Raw genomic sequence first — 16,825 nt, 5'->3', positions numbered from 1 at the left:
CTATGCGCAGATTAGTTATTTCCCCGCTGGTTCGGCTCAGTTTCAGCCTGACCATGTTAACGGTCTCCATCCTGTTGGTGACGGACTTGCTGGGCCTGGTACCGGATACCCGTAAAGCGGAACTTGAGTCACGGAAAGTTATAACTGAATCTTTGGCAATTCAGGTGTCATCCGGGTTCGATGAACGTCGGCTGGAAAGTGTGGAAAATATTCTCCGACTGGTAGTGGAACGTAGTGAAAAAATGACTTCTGCAGCAGTACGTAACGCTGAAGGTAACCTGTTAGCGGAGTTTGGTGGGCATAGTCAGTACTGGGATTTACAAGCTGGCGAACGCTCAACTGCAACTCAGGTACAGGTTGCTGTTTTTAATGATGACGGGCGTTGGGGCAATGTGGAAGTTACTTTTAAGCCCTTGCTTGGGGGAACGTTTGCTTCGTTTAATGGCTCCTTCACATTATTAGTTATCTTCATCGGTGGTGTCGGATTTCTGGCATATCTGTTATTTCTGAAACGGGCAATGCACGAGTTGAATCCGGATGAGGTTATTCCGGACCGGGTACGTCAGGCGTTGGATACGTTGTCAGAAGGTTTGTTGATTATCGACAATGAAGGCTTCATCGTTTTTTCTAATGCTGAGTTTGCCCGGGTAGTGGGTATGGAACCGGGCGACCTGGTGGGTAAGGACAGTGCTACCCTGAACTGGGAGATCTATGGCGAAGAGCATGATTCCAGTAAATTTACACTGCCGTGGTTTTCCGTGCTGGAAGGCCTGGGAGCTGTTCATGATATAAATATTCGCCTGAAGAAAGGGTTGGAAAGAGGGTATACATTCAGTGTGAATGCCTCACCGATCAATGCGAACAAGGGGGAAGTACGGGGAGCACTGATTACCTTTAATGATATTACGGAAGCTGAACAGAAAAATGCCGAGCTGCACCGGGCAATGGATAAGCTGGAAAGCAGTAAGAAAGAAATAACCCGGCAAAATAAAGAGCTACGGGTGCTGGCAACCCACGATCCATTGACCGGGGTGTTGAACAGACGTTCTCTGTTTCAGGGCTTTGAAGCTTTGTTGGCTGAAGCCAATCAGGACGATGAAGAGCTCAGTTGCATCATGGTGGATATTGATCACTTTAAACTAGTGAATGACAATTTCGGTCATACCGTAGGGGATGAAGTAATTAAGCTGCTAGCAAGAGTGTTATCAGAACATTCCAGGGCTCATGATCTGGTGGGGCGCTACGGCGGCGAGGAGTTTTGTATTGTGCTGCCGGAAGCGGATGTGAAAATTGGCATTACCATCGCAGAACGCATTCGTTTGGCGATTGAAGAGTCCAGAGATGAAAACATCCCCGGTAATTTGCGGATTACTGCCAGTTTTGGCGTAGCCAGCTTGGCTGGTGGGGCTGAAACTCCTCAGGAGTTAGTAGAGAAAGCTGATAATGCTTTATACGTAGCAAAAAATAATGGCCGTAACCGGGTTGTCCCCTGGACACCTGAGTCGAATGATAGTGATGCTGAACTAGGCGATATTCTGGATTCACAAGTTCAGCAGGCAGTGACTGAAGTGCTAACGGCAGAGTCGGAAATAATTGTTACCAGTGATATTGCAGGCGAAGAAATTCCAGCCCATGCAAGCAAGGAAGTCCGGCAGGATGTCAGACCTGTAGCCAACGATATAGGCGGCTTACCTACAAATGCGTTGTTTCTGGATTGCATTGATCAGGGGATTAGTCGTGCCCGCCGGGATAATAGCCGGGTAGCGATGATGGTCATTGATCTGGATACCCTGCAACGGGTGTATGACACTCTGGGGCTTGCAGTAGGCGATAAGCTGGTAAAGTTTGTTTTGACCCGGCTAAAACAAACCCTGCGTCACGCCTGTGTCGAGCTGACCACTGATCAGGATGAAATGTCTTTTGTATTGCAACATCTGGAAAGTAATAAGGTGGCGGTGGTACTGACGGACGTAAAACAGTTGGATGTAGTTACTAATGTGCTGCAGAGAATCTTAGTAGCCTTTATGGAGCCGTTTGAGGTTGAGGGCGGCGAATACTATTTAAACCTGAATACCGGGATCAGTGTATTTCCCTCCGATGGTGAAGATCCGGAAACTCTGTTGAAGAATGCCAGTAACGCCATGCGCGAGGCCCGGCTAAATCAGGGGGGCAGTAATTTCAGTTTTTACTCTAATGAAAATACTGAGCGGGCGAAAAAGCAGATCGAGATGGAAGCAGAACTACATCAGGCGCTCGAAAGAGGTGAGCTGGTGATGTATTACCAGCCGAAGGTTGATCTGCGTAGCGGTAATATCAACAGTATGGAGGCCCTGATTCGTTGGCAACATCCTCAATTGGGCCTGGTGCCCCCGGATGAGTTTATTGAGTTGGCGGAACGAACCGGGTTGATAAATCGGATCAGTAACTGGGTTTTTCGCACGGTGTGCCGACAGATTCTCAACTGGCAAAAAGAAGGACATGGTTTGGTGACAGTAGCGGTTAACTTGTCACCGGTAGAGTTCAGAGATCCGAATCTTGGTGAACAGATTATAGCGTTAGTGGCTGACTACGGCGTACCGGCCAGTACTATTGAAATCGAGATAACTGAAACTGCGGTTATTCAGAGTATTGATGCTGCCATCGCTATTCTCGAAATACTTAGTATGGCCGGTTTTAAACTCTCGCTGGATGATTTTGGTACCGGCTATTCATCATTGAGTTATTTGAAACGTTTCCCGCTGAGTAAGGTGAAAATTGATCGGTCTTTTATTACCGGAGTAACGCAACGACCGAATGATGAGGCAATTGTTAGTGCGATTATCGCGATGGGACATAGTCTGGGGCTGCAAGTAGTTGCGGAAGGTGTCGAGACTGAAGAAGAGTTACGTTTTCTGCAGGGGCTGCTGTGTGATGAAATCCAGGGGTATTTGATCAGTAAACCGGTACTCAGTAATGAAGTAATTGCTATGCGTGAACAGGCAGCAGGTATCCGCCGAATGGTTATGGAATATAGCCTGAGCCACAGGGAGCAGGCGGGTCTGAGTAAAACTGCGATCTCCGATATGATTGGTATTCTTAATGAGTGCCCGGTTGATGATCCGGTGCGCTGAATGGGCCGGGTTTTCGTGCCGGAAAACCATTTTCAGAATACGTTCAGAGAAAAGTTCTTCAGTTATTTGATGAGGTTGAGTGGTGATTCAGGAGGCTAGTTGTTACCTGAAGCCCTGAATTTTCAAAAAAGGTCAGATAGCGGGAGTCAGTTTAAGCTGCAGCACCCGCTTTATCAGGTATATGAACGGAATCAGGGGTTGATAGCCAGCAGTTCAACCTCAAAAATTAAGGTGGAGCCGGGAGTAATAATACCCGCTGAGCCATTCCCGTAGGCCAGATCGGCCGGGATAAATAAACGACGTTTTTCCCCTACAACCATCAGTTGAACACCTTCTGTCCAGCCTTTAATGACCTGATTAAGGACAAAGCTGATTGGCTCGCCACGGTCAACTGAACTGTCGAACACCCGGCCATCAATCAGGGTGCCGTGATAGTGAACCTTTACTTTATCCGAGGCGTTCGGATGTTCTGAACCACTGCCTGATTGCAGAACTTCATATTGCAGGCCGCTGGCTGTTGTCGATACTTCCGGTTTGTCAGCATTCAGAGTCAAAAACTCAGAACCTTCAGAACGGTTCTGTTCAGCTAACTGCTTATTTTGTTTCTTAGATCTTATCAGCAGCCAGCCAATACAGACGACTATAGCGATCAGGATTATTTCAGTCATAGGTTCAGGGTTCCGGTTTTAAAAGCTTACTTTAAATACAAGATCATAGTCATGTAAAGGGATTCTCTGTATGCCGCACCGGGAGTGTAGCCAGCGCTTCAGCAGACAATATTTCAGGAGATATATAGGGTGGGATTAACAGGGAGGGAGAGTAAAATTAAATGATAGCTATTTTTAGTTTGCTCTCCAACGTCCTAAAAAAACCAAAGGCTGGAACAGCGTTCGATTTCTTAGTTTCTTCTTAAAGTAGAGTAGCGGTACCGGTGGGCGCTGATTTAAGAACAACCGCCACGCCCGAAGGTAACGCCGGTTATTTTTAGAAAGCGAATCCGTCGTGTTTCTTTGTTTATCGTCAGTATTCGCAAATTTCAGACACAAAAAAACGAAGGCTGAAACATCGTTCGATTCTAAAGTTCTTCTCTAGGAATATAGTGGCCCCGGTGGGCAGACTTGAACCGCCACGCCCGAAGGTAGCGGATTTTTAGTCGCATTCAAAAACCTGTATTTCCAAATGTTTTCATGGATATCGTTGCATAGTTCAGCTGTTAGCTTTGAAAATTAGTAAACATTGTCGGGTACAAATATATTGTAGAGCGTATAGAATCTGCACATCTTTTCGGTCTGAGAAGTAAAACAGGAGATAGAGCACCTGTGAAAAATTGGTCGATTCAGGCTAATTTTAATAGGAGCGTTGGATTATTTGCCAGCAAGTTCTATGACGGAATCTAAAAACAGCGAGATTCGGGGGTCATCATGAGATCTTTTGTAAACCACCTTGATGGGAACTTTATAAGAAAATGTATGAGGATCAAGCGCCCACATTTCATTTTTTTCTAACCAGTCATGACAAGCATGGCGTGGCAAGTATCCAAGATATTGACCACTTAGAACATACGCCAGAAGCGCTTCCATTTTTGAGGTTGATGTGATTTTCTCGAAAGATGCATCGTCAAGCATAGCAGCGCTATCTTTATAGCTTCGCGCGGCGTAATTTGACTCGTGAGCAATTTCTTTAAGCTTTTTAACATTCGTAACACCAAATGCCGGGTGCCCACTACCAGCGCATAGATACTGAGTTTCTTCATAGAGTAACTTGAAAGTAAGAGTGTCAGAAATTTCCCGAAAGGGTCCGATTGCAATATTTATTTCATTTTCTAATAAGGCCCTTTCCATTCTGGATACAGATATGATGTTGAGGTTAAGTTTGAGATTAGGAGCCGTCTGACTGAAATCTCTGATGATTTTAAAAAGAGGGCACTTAGAATTAGTCATAATCGCATCGTCAATTGCGATCGTAATCCGGCCGTACATGTCACCTTTAAATGATTCTGCAACCGATTGGAATCGATCTATGGCCTCTATAGTTTTAAGTAATTCCTGATGAATTACCTTACCACCTTCTGTTAGTTGAAAGCCGCTTCGTCCACGTTCGCAGAGTTTAAACCCCAACCTACCTTCCAACTGAGTCATTGCTGCACTGATGGCGGAAAGACTGATATTTAACTCATACTGAGCAGCAGAGAAGCCGCCATTATTAACAATAGTTAAAAAAATGCGTAAAAGTTTAAGGTCGAGTTCCTGAATTTGATGACTAGGAATTTTTGAAACTGACATATTTAGCTCCCCTTATTCTTTGATAAAACTGGACTTTTCAAGCGTTCACCAGTTCTGACTATCTTCCTAAAGTAAGCGTATTTAAAGCATAGTTGTTCGTACATAGATTTACTTTTATTAATACTGTTTATATTGCTTGAGTGTGTATTTATAAAGCAATTGCAGGGAAGACGATGGTGATCAAAAATAATAATTTACTGTTTTTTAGCGACTATCCCACACCTTTTTATGATGATTATTTGCCATTAGATGACCATAAAAGTATTTAAATTTCAATGATATGTAGCCGCGTCTTTAGAGTTGTTTTATTTTTTCGCAATGGCTGGATATCGATACTGTCAGCATTTGTTCAGTTTACTTTTCATTTTTTAGATTTGTCCTGACTTCGCTTCGCCATAAGCTGATTGAAACTGGCGAGAAGTTATGAAAAGTCTTCTTGCTTATCTAATTGACATAGTAGGCTAGAGATGACTATCACTCCTTCAATTTGTGCCGCCTTGGTAACGCCCGTTGATAGCATGGGGAAAATTGAGCATTTAAAACTTTCATCACATACCCGGTGGATACTTCAATCCGGTTGCGATGGTGCTGTTTTATTTGGCACAACCGGCGAGTCTGCCTCTTTCGGTATTTCTGAGCGTATTCAGGCTTTAGATGTATTACTTAATAGTGGCGTGCCTGCCGAGAGTCTCATTGTAGGTACTGGCTGCTGTTCAGTAGCAGACACTCTTCGGTTATCACAGCATGCTATTGATTCTGGGTGCGATGGTATCTTGGTGCATCCGCCATTCTTTTTTCATTCTCCGGATGAGGACGGCATTTTTGCATTTTATTCACGTTTGATTGAGCAGCTCGAAAGACTGAAAAATCAGATATATCTTTATCATTTTCCTGAAATGACCGGTGCGCCGGTGACCCCGGCTCTGATTGAACGTCTTATAAAGGCTTACCCTGATGAAATTGCCGGAGTGAAAGACAGTACAGGTTCGCTGGAAAGCATGACCTTGATGGCAAAACAGTTTCCCCAATTGAAAGTATTCTCGGGTGATGACCACCTACTTTGGCCTCTTCTAGAAGCTGGAGGATATGGGGCTATTACTGCAACTGCCAATCTAACACCTAATTTACTGGCAGATGTTAAGAAGGGATGGAGTCTTAATACGCAGGATGCGCAGGATGCGCAGATTGCGTTAACCGGGCTTTGGGAAGAAACCTTATTGAAATTTCCTGTTAGCGAAGCGGTTAAAGATATTATCGCGATGATGTCGGGAGATTCACAATGGCTGAATCTGTGTCCTCCACTTAAACAGTTGCCTGAAGTACAACGCCATCAGCTTCATTCGATGATTCATGCATATTCATCTCTATTTCCAAAAGGGTTAGGAACAGAAGTTGAGGACGTTATCCAATGAATAGCAAAGATGTTAGCCCAGATAGTTATGTTTCATTACAAACCGTATTACAGGCGCGAGATCGAATTGCTTCAATCATTAGGCCCACACCGCTTATTTTTTCCAGTGCTATTTCCGAGGCTGTTGGCTGTGAAGTGTGGTTGAAACTGGAAACACTTCAGACAACAGGAAGTTTCAAGTTGCGTGGAGCATCAAACCGAATGTTGCAACTTAGCGAAGCGGAAAAGAAGCGTGGTGTGGTTGCCGTATCTAGTGGAAATCACGGCCGTGCAGTCGCCTATATTGCCAAGATACTGGGAATCCGGGCGATCATCTGTGTGTGTGATTTAGTTCCTGAAAACAAGCGTCAGGCAATACGTAGCTATGGTGCCGATTTGAGAGTTGTCGGTAACACGCAGGATGATGCGCAAGAGTACGCAGACTCCTTGATCGATAAAGAAGGGTTAACCTGGATAGCGCCTTACGATGATCTGGATGTAATAGCAGGCCAGGGAACGATTGCGCTCGATATTCTAAATGAGCAGCCAGATATCGATACCATTATTGCTCCGTTATCTGGCGGCGGTCTGTTGTCTGGTATTGCTTTAGCTGCCAAAGCAATTTCACCGGCCATCAATGTTGTTGGTACTTCTATGGAGGTGGAGCCAGGCATGGTCCGGAGCCTCGAGGCAGGGCATCCAGTTACTGTAGAAGAGCCTCCAAGCTTAGGCGACGCTATTGGTGGCAGTATCGGCCTTAATAATCAATTTACTTTCCCGATTGTTCGCGACTTCATGGATGCTGCTATTTTAGTTTCGGAAGAGAGCCTTAGGCCCGCGATGCAACTGTTATTTGAAAGTGAAGGTTTAGTTATGGAAGGCGGCAGCGCGAGTGCTTTAGCTGGTGCGCTACATACAGATTTTCAACGTCGAGAAGCCCAAAAAATTGCAGTGGTGATTAGTGGGCGAAATATTAGTAGTGAACGATTCAATAATACCGAGGAGCAGAAATGAGATCTTTAACTCAGTCATTGGAGCGTGGTGCGCCTAGCGAAGAGGGGCTTCCTTATTCGAGCTATGTGCGTGCTGGTGATTTTGTGTATTTATCCGGTCTTGTTGGTTTTGGCGATGATTGCAAAATCGTTACTGGTGGGATTGTCGCTGAAACCCGTCAGGTGATGGATACAGCCGGCGAAATTTTGCAGCGTGCTCAATGTTCTTTTTCTGACGTTGTAAAGGTCAATATTTGTCTGCCTGATCCAGATGACTTTGATGAGTTTAACGAAGTTTATGCTTCCTATTTTGACGGTAAACATCCTGCGAGAGCGACTATCTGTGCGGGTCTGACAATTGACGCTAAAGTGGAAATAGAGATGGTTGCATATAAGCCGATCGATATGAAAGGCGGTGCTTAACAACATTATTTTAAAACTGAGTTTATTAGCTGTTGGACTCAGATCGATATCGCAGTCATTGGCTGGAGATATTTAACAGATAAAGGCTCGTACAGCTATTGAAAATAAAAATGAATGGGCGTAGCTCATCAAAATCTATGACTTTTAGGAGTCTGCTATGAAATTTTGTAAATCTATTCTATCTGGTTTAGCGGTTGCTACCGTTGCACTTACTGTAAGCTCTGCCAATGCCGGAGATAAGCTCCGTTTAGGTACCGAAGGGGCTTTTCCTCCTTTCAACTATATTGATTCCGCAGGTAAGTTGGCGGGATTTGATGTCGATATCGGAGAAGAGCTTTGTAAACGTATAGAGCAGGAATGTGAATTAGTAGCACAAGATTATGATGGGCTGATTCCCGGACTTCTGGCAGAAAAGTATGACTTTCTGGTCGCCTCATTGTTTATTACCGAGGCGCGTAAGAAGCAAGTCAGTTTCTCCGATCCTTATTACTTGGCAGCTATGACTCATGTTACGGATAAAAAGTCTGGCATTACTGAGTTTAATAATGAAGCACTGTCTGGAAAAGTTATCGGCGCTCAAAGCGGAACCACTCAAGCTGACTTTATCGGCAAGATCTATCCGGATGCTGATATTCGTTTATATTCTACACAAGACGAAGTAAATCTGGATATGGCGAGCGGCCGTCTTGATGTAATGGTCGGTGATGTTATTCCCCTTCAAGAGTGGACTCAAAAAACAGATGATGGTGCTTGTTGCACAATTTCAGGAGAGCCTATTACTAATCCTGAGTTTGTTGGAGAGGGTGTTGGTATAGCCGTGCGAAAACAGGATGAAGAATTGCTGAAAGCACTTAATAAAGCGCTGGCCGAAATTCTTGCCGACGGTACTTATAAGAAAATTAATGATAAATATTTTGATTTGAATGTTTATACAATGAAAGTTGAATAATAAAGGCTAGGTTTATGTTGGAATTGTTTTCTTACGGGGAAACAGGGTGGGGTGATGAGTTACTTAAAGGGTTTCTCATCACCGTTCAACTGGCTTTTGTTACCCTTCCGCTTGGGTTGGTATTAGGTTTTCTGACTGCCAGTCTGTCTCTCTCAAAATCAACAGGGCTTAGAAGTATAGGGGTAGCTTATACTACTGTTATGCGAGGTTTGCCTGAAATCTTAACGTTATTTGTGATCTATAACGGTGTGGGTTTATTACTTAACCTGGCAGCCCGGTATTTAAATCCAGAGGGCGGTGGTGTTGAATTTAGTCCGTTTTTGGCCGGTGTTATTGCACTAGGGTTAGTTTTTGGTGCATTTGCGGGAGAGGTGCTACGTGGAGCATTTCAGTCGCTTGATGAAGGCCAGGTGGAAGCTGCAGCTGCTATTGGGATGTCGCCTTGGAAAATTTTTATCCGAGTTAAGGTTCCTCAGGTTTGGCGGTTCGCTTTACCAGGCTTAGGCAACCTGTGGATCAACTTAGTTAAAGATACGTCACTCGTTTCGATCATTGCGCTTGATGACCTGATGCGCATGACGAAAGTGGCAGCCGGTTTCACAAAGTTACCTTTTAACTTTTACCTGGCGGCTTGCCTTATTTACTGGATTATCTGCATCTTGTCAGAAATTGTTCTTTCGAAGCTGGAAGAACGGGCAAACCGTGGCGTAAAGAGGGCCTGATGATGAATCCTTTAGAAATAATAAGTAGTTTCTGGATGGACTATTACGACGGTCTGATGATTACCCTTCAACTGAGTGCCATTGGCGCACTTTTAGCCGGAGTGCTATCTCTCCCGCTTGCCTTGGCGCGTTTGCATGCACACTGGATGTTGCAGTTGCCATTGAGGGTTTATGTGTCATTTGTGCGCGGCACGCCAATGCTCGCTCAGCTGTTTTTAATTTACTATGGATCGGGGCAGTTTCGGCCACTCCTGGAAGAGCTGGGCTTGTGGGTATTTTTCCGTGATCCATATTACTGTGCTTTGATGACGTTCGTCCTTAACTCTACCGCTTATCAGATTGAGATAATGCGTGGTGGGCTGACCGGTGTGCCTCATGGGCAAATTGAAGCCGCCAGTGCTATAGGTATGAGCCGCTTCACAATGTATAGACGTGTGATACTTCCACATGCCTACCGGATTAGCTGGCCAGCCTTGGGTAATGAAATCATTCTTCTCATTAAGGCTAGTGCACTGGCAAGCGTTGTCACTGTTTTTGATCTCATGGGTAAAACTCGGCTGATTTTTTCGAAAACGTATGATCTGTCTGCATACTTATGGGCCACAGTTATATATCTGCTGTTAGTTGTGATGCTTGTTTGGGTGTGGCGCAAGCTAGAAGTTTATTTCAACGCTCATTTTTATAGCGAAAGGCTAACGACTCAAAAAAGGTCAAAAAATGAATACCAATATGAAAAATAATAATTCGGTTGCAGTTCTTGAAGCCATTGATATTCAAAAATCGTTCGGTTCGACTGAAGTATTAAAAGGCATCTCATTACAAGCCAATAGCCATGATGTCATATCTATACTTGGCTCAAGTGGGTCGGGTAAGAGTACGTTTCTAAGATGTCTGAATGCTTTAGAAATACCAACGTCAGGCACAATTTTAGAGAACGGAGAGGAAATTTTATTTCGTAATGGCAAACCTGTGAACCGTAAAGCAATCGAAAGATTACGTCAGCGTATGGGGATGGTTTTTCAGCAATTTAATTTATGGACGCATAGAACCGTACTCGAAAATGTCATGGAAGGCCCTGTGCAAGTTTTAAAGCAGAACAGGGCAGAGGTTAGAGATAGGGCTGAATCTTTGTTGGAGAGAGTTGGTCTTGCTGAACGTATGAATATGTACCCTGCTCATCTTTCCGGGGGACAGCAGCAGCGGGTGGCTATCGCAAGGGCACTAGCAATGGAGCCCGATGTGATTTTGTTTGATGAGCCCACTTCAGCTCTTGATCCTGAACTTGTCAGTGAAGTTTTAAAAGTAATGCGATCTTTGGCAGAAGAAGGCCGGACAATGATTGTTGTTACTCATGAAATGGCTTTTGCACGTGAAGTTTCCACAAATGTTGTTTTTCTAAATCAGGGACGAATTGCCGAGCAGGGCAGTCCAGAGAAAATGTTTAATCATCCAGAGACAGAAGTGTTTCAAAATTTCATATCAGATATACGTTGATTCTGAATCAGTGATATCTAGAAAATTGTGTAGTGGTTTTCAGAAAATAAAATTAATCGCGAGTTTTTCTGCTAATTACACTTGATAAGAGGCATTGAGGAATATTCTATGAACTCCCCAGAACGAAATACCAGTGAAATGGATGCTAAGGTCAAAAGTTATCTTCAGCAATATCAAGTGTCGAATGCCACGCTTGAGTTTTTGAATCGGCAGCATGAACATTTTATTGATGGGCACTGGAGTGCCGGCAGTAACGGCTCCAGACTAGAAGTATTGGAACCTTCAACAGGTGGAATGTTAACGACTATATCACAAGGCTCTGCACAGGATGTTGATCGAGCAGTGTCTGCTGCACGCGCTCAGTTTGACGGTGGAGAGTGGAGCCGTTTGAAGCCGCTTGAGCGTGAAACTCGTTTGCATAAGCTTGTTGACGTACTTCAGGAGCATGCACTTGAGTTGGCAGAAATTGAGTCAATTGATGTCGGAAAATCAGTTAATGATGCATCTCAAATAGATATTCAAGGTACGATTGACACATTTCGTTATTTTGCAGGTTGGGCCTCGAAAATAAGTGGTCGGACCGGCGAATCTTCGTTACCTGGTGAATATGTCGCTTATACACGTAAAGAAGCAGTCGGTGTTGTAGGTTCTATTATTCCCTGGAACTTTCCGCTTCAGACTATGGCTTGGAAGCTCGGTGCGGCTTTAGCTGTAGGTTGTACAGTTGTTGTTAAACCGTCAGAGATAACCTCCTTGAGTGCATTACGCTTTGCTGAACTAGCTAAAGAAGCGGGTATCCCGGATGGCGTGATTAATATTGTTACTGGTTTAGGAGAAGAAGTAGGTGCTGCTATGTCTTCTCACTCGGGTATAGATAAAGTGACTTTTACAGGATCGACTAAGGTTGGGATCACTGTAGGTAACTCTGCGCTTCAGAGCATGAAGCATATGACGCTGGAGCTAGGCGGAAAGTCTCCTGTTATTGTTTTCGATGATGTCGATCTTAAACAAACAGCGGAAGCTGTAGCCAACGGCATCTTTTTTAACTCGGGTCAGGTGTGTGATGCTGGTTCCCGTGCCTATATTCACCATTCAATATACGATCGTTTTCTTACTGAACTGATTAAGTATACCAAGCAGTTAAAAATAGCGTCAGGGCTTAATCCCGAGTGCTTTATTGGCCCTATGGTATCGGCCAGACAACAAGAAACGGTGATGAAGTATATAGAGGCAGGACAGACGGAAGGTGCAGAACTCGTCTGTGGTGGAAAAACAGTGGAAGGTTCCGGTTTTTTTGTCGAGCCTACGATCTTTGCGAACTGCCGTAATGATATGGCTGTGGTAAGGGAAGAGATCTTTGGTCCAGTGCTTGTCACAGCCCCTTTTGAGACGGAGGAGGAGGTAATCGACTTGGCAAATGATTCAATATACGGCTTAGCTGCTGCCATTTACTCGAATAGCCTTTCCCGGGTACACCGGGTGATTCCCAAGTTAAAAGCGGGGTCTGTCTATGTCAATGGACACGGAACTATTGATCCCGCAATGCCTTTTGGCGGCTATAAACAGTCAGGTGTAGGTAAAGATCTAGGTGCGGAGCAGCTTGAGTATTTTCTTGAGACTAAGGCCGTTTGGATCACTCTTACATAAAGGGTGGTCTGTACCTAAGGTTGGGGGTATTGCTAAATATTTAGGGGTTTTACTCTAAATAGTTTTTTATCTAAAGGTCCATGGCAGCTTAAACCCTTCGCTGTCATTTTGCCCGGCATGAGCCGGGCTTTTTTATTATCGCTATTAGCTAAATATTCATTGTCGGAAAGCTCAATCGGTAAGTGAAACTAATCAGGTGGTTTTACCCTGATCCCCCCCCCCGATAGTCAGTTAAGAGTAGCTTGAGCCGGCCCTTAATGATTGTCTGTGTCCGGGGGAGTTATCTCATCAGAGAATCTTTGTGATTCGGGGGGGATCGAGGATTTTAATAGATTTACTTGCGCACATAATCGCCACATGAAAATATAGGATATGCACAGGACGCAGAAGTTTCAGGCATAAAAAAAAGCGGTCGCTGGTAAGCTCCGCTTCTCTGTATATCCCGTAAATAGGGCTTTAATACTTAATCGATGATTTGATTAAGTCGTGGTACCGGTGGGCGGACTTGAACCGCCACGCCAAATGTTTTTGGAAAACTGAATTCGTCGTGCATAGCAATTTAGCCGCATTGTATTTTGACAAATTTCAGACACAAAAAAAGCGACTATCTTTCGATATCGCTTCGTTTGATTCAACGATCAATTAAGAGATCAAGTTGTGGTACCGGTGGGCGGACTTGAACCGCCACGCCCGAAGGCAACGGATTTTGAATCCGTCGTGTATACCAATTTCACCACACCGGCACATCTCATTTCGCAACTTACTCACTAAGGTGAGCCACCTGACAGTAAGTAAGTGCACGGTATTATACGAATCCTTTCATAGGCGTCAATCACGAAACTGAAATAATCCGAAAAAACCTAAATATTCAGATATTTGTATAAATCTGGACAGGCAGCAGTAAGTCCTGCCCTGAATGTCTAACTGCGCTGTAGTTTCGATGTTCGCTTGAATAACCGGCTGAATAGTTGCTCCAGTAGCCAGATAACAATAAGGCTGGCACCTGTCAGTGGGAAACAGACAGCAATGATTGTCCAGATGACAAATGCTGTATTCCATCTGCTTGCAGAAATCGCGGGTGGTGGATTCAGGTTCAAGCCTGATTGTGCAGGGCGACGCTTCCACCAGAGTACTATGCCACTGACGCAAAGGAACAGAGTGAGTACACAGATAGTAATATTCAGAATCAGGTTAGCAGTACCCCATAGTCCCATATGGAGTGGGATACCAACTGCCATTGCTTTGGCTATCAGGCTGTAGTCCTTGAACTGAATGTCCATTAATAATTTACCGCTGTACTGATCGATATGCAGCGTGCGGTCGTCGACCGGAGAAATACGGTCTTTACTCATGGTCGCGGCAACAATGGAGTAAACGCCGTCATTATCGCGTGGCAGGTTAACCCGGAAAGACTGCATATTTAGTTGCTTCGCAAAACTAGTGACTGAATCCAGGTTCACCGCTGTACCTGGTGGAGTAACCTGTGTTCCGGCATGAGAGCCTGAAAGAGGTAATGGTGCCTGTTCTAAATTCCATGGAATTTCTTCAATGACTCCGGGGTTAAGGCTGGCGTGGGTTTTATCAGAAGTAGGAACACCTCCGAATACACCTGTTGGAAAGGTGTTCCAGGGTTGAATAATTTTTGCTCCCCAGATTCCTGTCCAGGATAACCCTGTAATGCTTAAAAAGAGTAAGGCTACTGCCAGCCAGGCGCCGGTGCTGACGTGCAGTTCTTTCCACAGAGATCTTCCTTTCGAATTCAGCTGCGGTAAAAATAAGCGGTACCAATGTTTTTGCTGACGGGGCCACCACATAAATAATCCGGTCAAAATCAGAACCAGAGTGTATCCGGCAGCCAGTTCGATTAAGGCATCGCCGGTTTTGCCGAATAAAAACGTCCCGTGTATCTCGTCTGCCAGTGCATACAGGCTCTGGTCTTTACTGTTACTGCCTAAAATTTCACTGTTATAAGGGTTTACATAAACATTGATGTTTTCACCAGCGGTATTTTTAACCGTGAAGTGGCTGCTCTGGCTAGGTGATTCAGGTAGCCGGAATTGGGTGATGCTCGCTTCAGGATATTCTGCTTTTACTCTGTTTAGTTGTTGTTGCCAGCTGACATACTCATTGTTGGCAGGTTGTACTGTTAGCAAATTGCTGTGGAATGCTGGTGCAATAACTGGTTGATACAACAACATAATCAGTCCGGTGATACTGAGCATAAGCATGAAAGGAATGACGTAAATACCGGCATACATATGCCAGCGCCAGGCAGCGCGATAGCGTGCAGGCTGTGAAGGTGAGTGCGACATAACGAATCCTGAGTTGAACATTAACAGCGCGGCACTCTAACAAAGTGACTGCCATTGAAGGATGTGACTTGATGTCGCGTGGCGGATTGTCGCAGAGTGTTGATTTAACAGCTAAAATTAATACTTATGACTTTTTGTTGAAGTTTCTGGTTGGCCGACTGCCATGGAGTTTTTATGCTGCGTTATTTCCCGTTAATTATTGTTCTGGTTATTACAGCGGCCTGCGCACATCAGCCGCAAACGGTGAATCAGCTGATTATTCAGAATCGCTCTGCTCAGATTGCATATGAGATAAAGCTAAAAATTCCAGAGTCCGGGCAGATAGTGAGCTGTAGCAGTATTTTAAAAAACAGTGAATGTTCACTGGGATTTCCTGAACGGGCACTACAGGGGCGTTTAGCTGAGCTCAGCTGGCAACAGAATGGTGTTTATTACAGTAAGACTTTGCAGGCGAAGAATATTTCGGCGATTTCAGATCAGGCTATGCAGGCTATAGTTGTGATTTTGCCTGAGGGTGAATTGCAGGCGGGGCTTGAGTAGGTAATAGGACAAGTATAAACCTGCCCTGGATAGTTTCTTTGGAAGAGTTAGAAACGATAAGCAACACTCAGGGTTGTTACCTGAAATTTGTCTTTGTCTTATGCCTGTTCGTATTCTGCTCGCAGATCCCACTGACCAAACTGATACATAATACCAACACCCAATAGCGGGCCTGATTGAGTTTCACGTGATTTAGTGTTGTTGATAGTACGCTTCAAATCTTTTGATGCAGAGCTTCTTGCTCTGCAGATATCATATCTGGCCTGAGCTGGCAGTGAGTGTATAAGGTTGTAGTTCAACGAACAGTGATGCAACTATTAAGGCGAGATTATTTAGTTGAGACTTTAGACTTAGCTGCTAAGACCAATCTATTAAGACTCATTTATTAAGCTGTACTGGCTTGCTGTGCGGGCAACTCACATAATCGACAGGCCAGTTGTCGGGCAGTTTCAGCTGCTTGCGGGGCGTTTTGTACCTGAGCGGTGACGATTGCACCGTCGACCAACAGCATGACTTGCTCAGCAAGTAATCCATCATGCAGAAGTGTTTTCAGACAGTTACGAAGCCAGTGCTTATGCTGGCAGGCATACTTATGAACAGGGTGTTCTTTGTCGGCAAATTCTGCGCTGGCATTAATGAAGTTACAGCCAAAGAAATTGTCGTCTTTAAACCAGGCTTGTAAAGCATCAAAAAAAGCATGCAAGTGATAGCTTTCATCTGCCTGTGGGTAGGCTTCTCGGGATGCCTGAATTGTTGCTTCAAAGAGTTCGACTAAGCTTTGGTGGCGATATTCCAGAACTGCCAAAATCAAAATTTCTTTGCTGCGAAAGTATTTATACAGTGTGGTTTTTGATACGCCGGAGACCGTCATAATGGTGTCGATACCTGTGGCGTGATATCCGTGCTTATTGAACAGTTGCAGGGCTGTTTCGATCAGATGTTGCTTTTTGTCCCTGGCCATTTT

15 protein-coding genes and 1 tRNA gene are annotated in these 16,825 nt (G+C 44.6%); 10 read left to right on the top strand and 6 right to left on the bottom strand.

Going from position 1 to position 16,825, the window contains the following annotated elements; genetic code table 11:
- Window positions 1-2 precede the first annotated feature (2 nt).
- Window positions 3-3,110: an EAL domain-containing protein gene (locus tag OCU49_RS19325; protein WP_261842178.1), complete on the top strand. Its 3,108-nt coding sequence runs from the start codon at window positions 3-5 to the stop codon at window positions 3,108-3,110.
- Window positions 3,111-3,301: 191 nt separating this feature from the next.
- Here OCU49_RS19325 and bamJ read toward each other — a convergent pair whose 3' ends face one another.
- Both bamJ and OCU49_RS19315 read right to left on the bottom strand, forming a co-directional pair.
- On the bottom strand, window positions 3,302-3,778 hold the full coding sequence (bamJ, locus tag OCU49_RS19320) for a BamJ family beta-barrel-assembly machinery protein (protein WP_261842177.1): 477 nt from the start codon (window positions 3,776-3,778) through the stop codon (window positions 3,302-3,304).
- A gap of 696 nt (window positions 3,779-4,474) precedes the next feature.
- Complete coding sequence (locus tag OCU49_RS19315; RefSeq protein WP_261842176.1) at window positions 4,475-5,392, bottom strand: LysR family transcriptional regulator; 918 nt, start codon at window positions 5,390-5,392, stop codon at window positions 4,475-4,477.
- Window positions 5,393-5,859: 467 nt separating this feature from the next.
- Here OCU49_RS19315 and OCU49_RS19310 point away from each other — a divergent pair, with 467 nt between their 5' ends.
- The 8 genes from OCU49_RS19310 to OCU49_RS19275 all read left to right on the top strand — a co-directional run bounded on the left by OCU49_RS19310 (window position 5,860) and on the right by OCU49_RS19275 (window position 13,009).
- Window positions 5,860-6,804 (top strand): dihydrodipicolinate synthase family protein, encoded by a 945-nt coding sequence (locus OCU49_RS19310; RefSeq protein WP_261842175.1) that lies wholly within the window; start codon window positions 5,860-5,862, stop codon window positions 6,802-6,804.
- Window positions 6,801-7,796 carry a threonine/serine dehydratase gene (locus OCU49_RS19305; protein ID WP_261842174.1) on the top strand — a complete coding sequence of 332 codons (996 nt, stop codon included), beginning with the start codon at window positions 6,801-6,803 and terminating at the stop codon, window positions 7,794-7,796. Before OCU49_RS19310 ends, OCU49_RS19305 begins: the two co-directional genes overlap by 4 nt.
- The gene (locus OCU49_RS19300; RefSeq protein WP_261842173.1) at window positions 7,793-8,197 is read left to right on the top strand and encodes a RidA family protein; all 405 of its coding nucleotides are present in this window, start codon (window positions 7,793-7,795) and stop codon (window positions 8,195-8,197) included. The genes OCU49_RS19305 and OCU49_RS19300 overlap by 4 nt, the downstream gene beginning before the upstream one ends.
- Window positions 8,198-8,354: 157 nt before the next feature.
- Window positions 8,355-9,146: a transporter substrate-binding domain-containing protein gene (locus OCU49_RS19295; protein ID WP_261842172.1), complete on the top strand. Its 792-nt coding sequence runs from the start codon at window positions 8,355-8,357 to the stop codon at window positions 9,144-9,146.
- A gap of 14 nt (window positions 9,147-9,160) precedes the next feature.
- Window positions 9,161-9,868, top strand: a complete 708-nt coding sequence (locus tag OCU49_RS19290; protein ID WP_261842171.1) for an ABC transporter permease — start codon at window positions 9,161-9,163, stop codon at window positions 9,866-9,868.
- Entirely contained in the window at window positions 9,868-10,608 is a 741-nt protein-coding gene (locus OCU49_RS19285) for an ABC transporter permease (RefSeq protein WP_261842170.1), read from the top strand. Before OCU49_RS19290 ends, OCU49_RS19285 begins: the two co-directional genes overlap by 1 nt.
- Window positions 10,586-11,362 carry an ABC transporter ATP-binding protein gene (locus OCU49_RS19280; protein ID WP_272885301.1) on the top strand — a complete coding sequence of 259 codons (777 nt, stop codon included), beginning with the start codon at window positions 10,586-10,588 and terminating at the stop codon, window positions 11,360-11,362. The genes OCU49_RS19285 and OCU49_RS19280 overlap by 23 nt, the downstream gene beginning before the upstream one ends.
- 108 nt (window positions 11,363-11,470) lie before the next feature.
- Window positions 11,471-13,009: an aldehyde dehydrogenase family protein gene (locus tag OCU49_RS19275; protein WP_261842169.1), complete on the top strand. Its 1,539-nt coding sequence runs from the start codon at window positions 11,471-11,473 to the stop codon at window positions 13,007-13,009.
- A gap of 658 nt (window positions 13,010-13,667) precedes the next feature.
- On the opposite strand, the gene OCU49_RS19270 is transcribed toward OCU49_RS19275, so the two are convergent.
- Both OCU49_RS19270 and OCU49_RS19265 read right to left on the bottom strand, forming a co-directional pair.
- Window positions 13,668-13,752, bottom strand: a tRNA-Leu gene (locus tag OCU49_RS19270).
- Between the two features lie 177 nt (window positions 13,753-13,929).
- Window positions 13,930-15,321, bottom strand: a complete 1,392-nt coding sequence (locus OCU49_RS19265; RefSeq protein WP_261842168.1) for a PepSY-associated TM helix domain-containing protein — start codon at window positions 15,319-15,321, stop codon at window positions 13,930-13,932.
- A 174-nt stretch (window positions 15,322-15,495) separates the two neighbouring features.
- Between OCU49_RS19265 and OCU49_RS19260 the strand changes: the two genes are divergently transcribed.
- Window positions 15,496-15,861, top strand: a complete 366-nt coding sequence (locus OCU49_RS19260) for a hypothetical protein (RefSeq protein ID WP_261842167.1) — start codon at window positions 15,496-15,498, stop codon at window positions 15,859-15,861.
- Between the two features lie 98 nt (window positions 15,862-15,959).
- On the opposite strand, the gene OCU49_RS19255 is transcribed toward OCU49_RS19260, so the two are convergent.
- Complete coding sequence (locus OCU49_RS19255) at window positions 15,960-16,079, bottom strand: porin family protein (RefSeq protein ID WP_261842166.1); 120 nt, start codon at window positions 16,077-16,079, stop codon at window positions 15,960-15,962.
- 167 nt (window positions 16,080-16,246) lie between these two features.
- Window positions 16,247-16,822, bottom strand: coding sequence for a TetR/AcrR family transcriptional regulator (locus tag OCU49_RS19250; protein ID WP_261842165.1), 576 nt, complete (start codon window positions 16,820-16,822; stop codon window positions 16,247-16,249).
- Window positions 16,823-16,825 lie beyond the last annotated feature (3 nt).

The organism is Aliamphritea ceti, from assembly GCF_024347215.1.
Taxonomy (GTDB): Bacteria; Pseudomonadota; Gammaproteobacteria; order Pseudomonadales; family Balneatricaceae; genus Amphritea; species Amphritea ceti.
The sequence above is the reverse complement of the archived record's forward strand: the minus strand, read 5'-3'. Positions and strand labels throughout refer to the sequence as shown.

Coding starts and splice junctions, on each gene's coding strand:
- OCU49_RS19280 (WP_272885301.1), top strand. CDS start 10,586: ATGAATACCAATATGAAAAATAATAATTCGGTTGCAGTTCTTGAAGCC.
- bamJ (WP_261842177.1), bottom strand. CDS start 3,778: ATGACTGAAATAATCCTGATCGCTATAGTCGTCTGTATTGGCTGGCTG.
- OCU49_RS19305 (WP_261842174.1), top strand. CDS start 6,801: ATGAATAGCAAAGATGTTAGCCCAGATAGTTATGTTTCATTACAAACC.
- OCU49_RS19300 (WP_261842173.1), top strand. CDS start 7,793: ATGAGATCTTTAACTCAGTCATTGGAGCGTGGTGCGCCTAGCGAAGAG.
- OCU49_RS19290 (WP_261842171.1), top strand. CDS start 9,161: ATGTTGGAATTGTTTTCTTACGGGGAAACAGGGTGGGGTGATGAGTTA.
- OCU49_RS19250 (WP_261842165.1), bottom strand. CDS start 16,822: ATGGCCAGGGACAAAAAGCAACATCTGATCGAAACAGCCCTGCAACTG.
- OCU49_RS19275 (WP_261842169.1), top strand. CDS start 11,471: ATGAACTCCCCAGAACGAAATACCAGTGAAATGGATGCTAAGGTCAAA.
- OCU49_RS19325 (WP_261842178.1), top strand. CDS start 3: ATGCGCAGATTAGTTATTTCCCCGCTGGTTCGGCTCAGTTTCAGCCTG.
- OCU49_RS19310 (WP_261842175.1), top strand. CDS start 5,860: ATGACTATCACTCCTTCAATTTGTGCCGCCTTGGTAACGCCCGTTGAT.
- OCU49_RS19285 (WP_261842170.1), top strand. CDS start 9,868: ATGATGAATCCTTTAGAAATAATAAGTAGTTTCTGGATGGACTATTAC.
- OCU49_RS19260 (WP_261842167.1), top strand. CDS start 15,496: ATGCTGCGTTATTTCCCGTTAATTATTGTTCTGGTTATTACAGCGGCC.
- OCU49_RS19295 (WP_261842172.1), top strand. CDS start 8,355: ATGAAATTTTGTAAATCTATTCTATCTGGTTTAGCGGTTGCTACCGTT.
- OCU49_RS19315 (WP_261842176.1), bottom strand. CDS start 5,392: ATGTCAGTTTCAAAAATTCCTAGTCATCAAATTCAGGAACTCGACCTT.
- OCU49_RS19265 (WP_261842168.1), bottom strand. CDS start 15,321: ATGTCGCACTCACCTTCACAGCCTGCACGCTATCGCGCTGCCTGGCGC.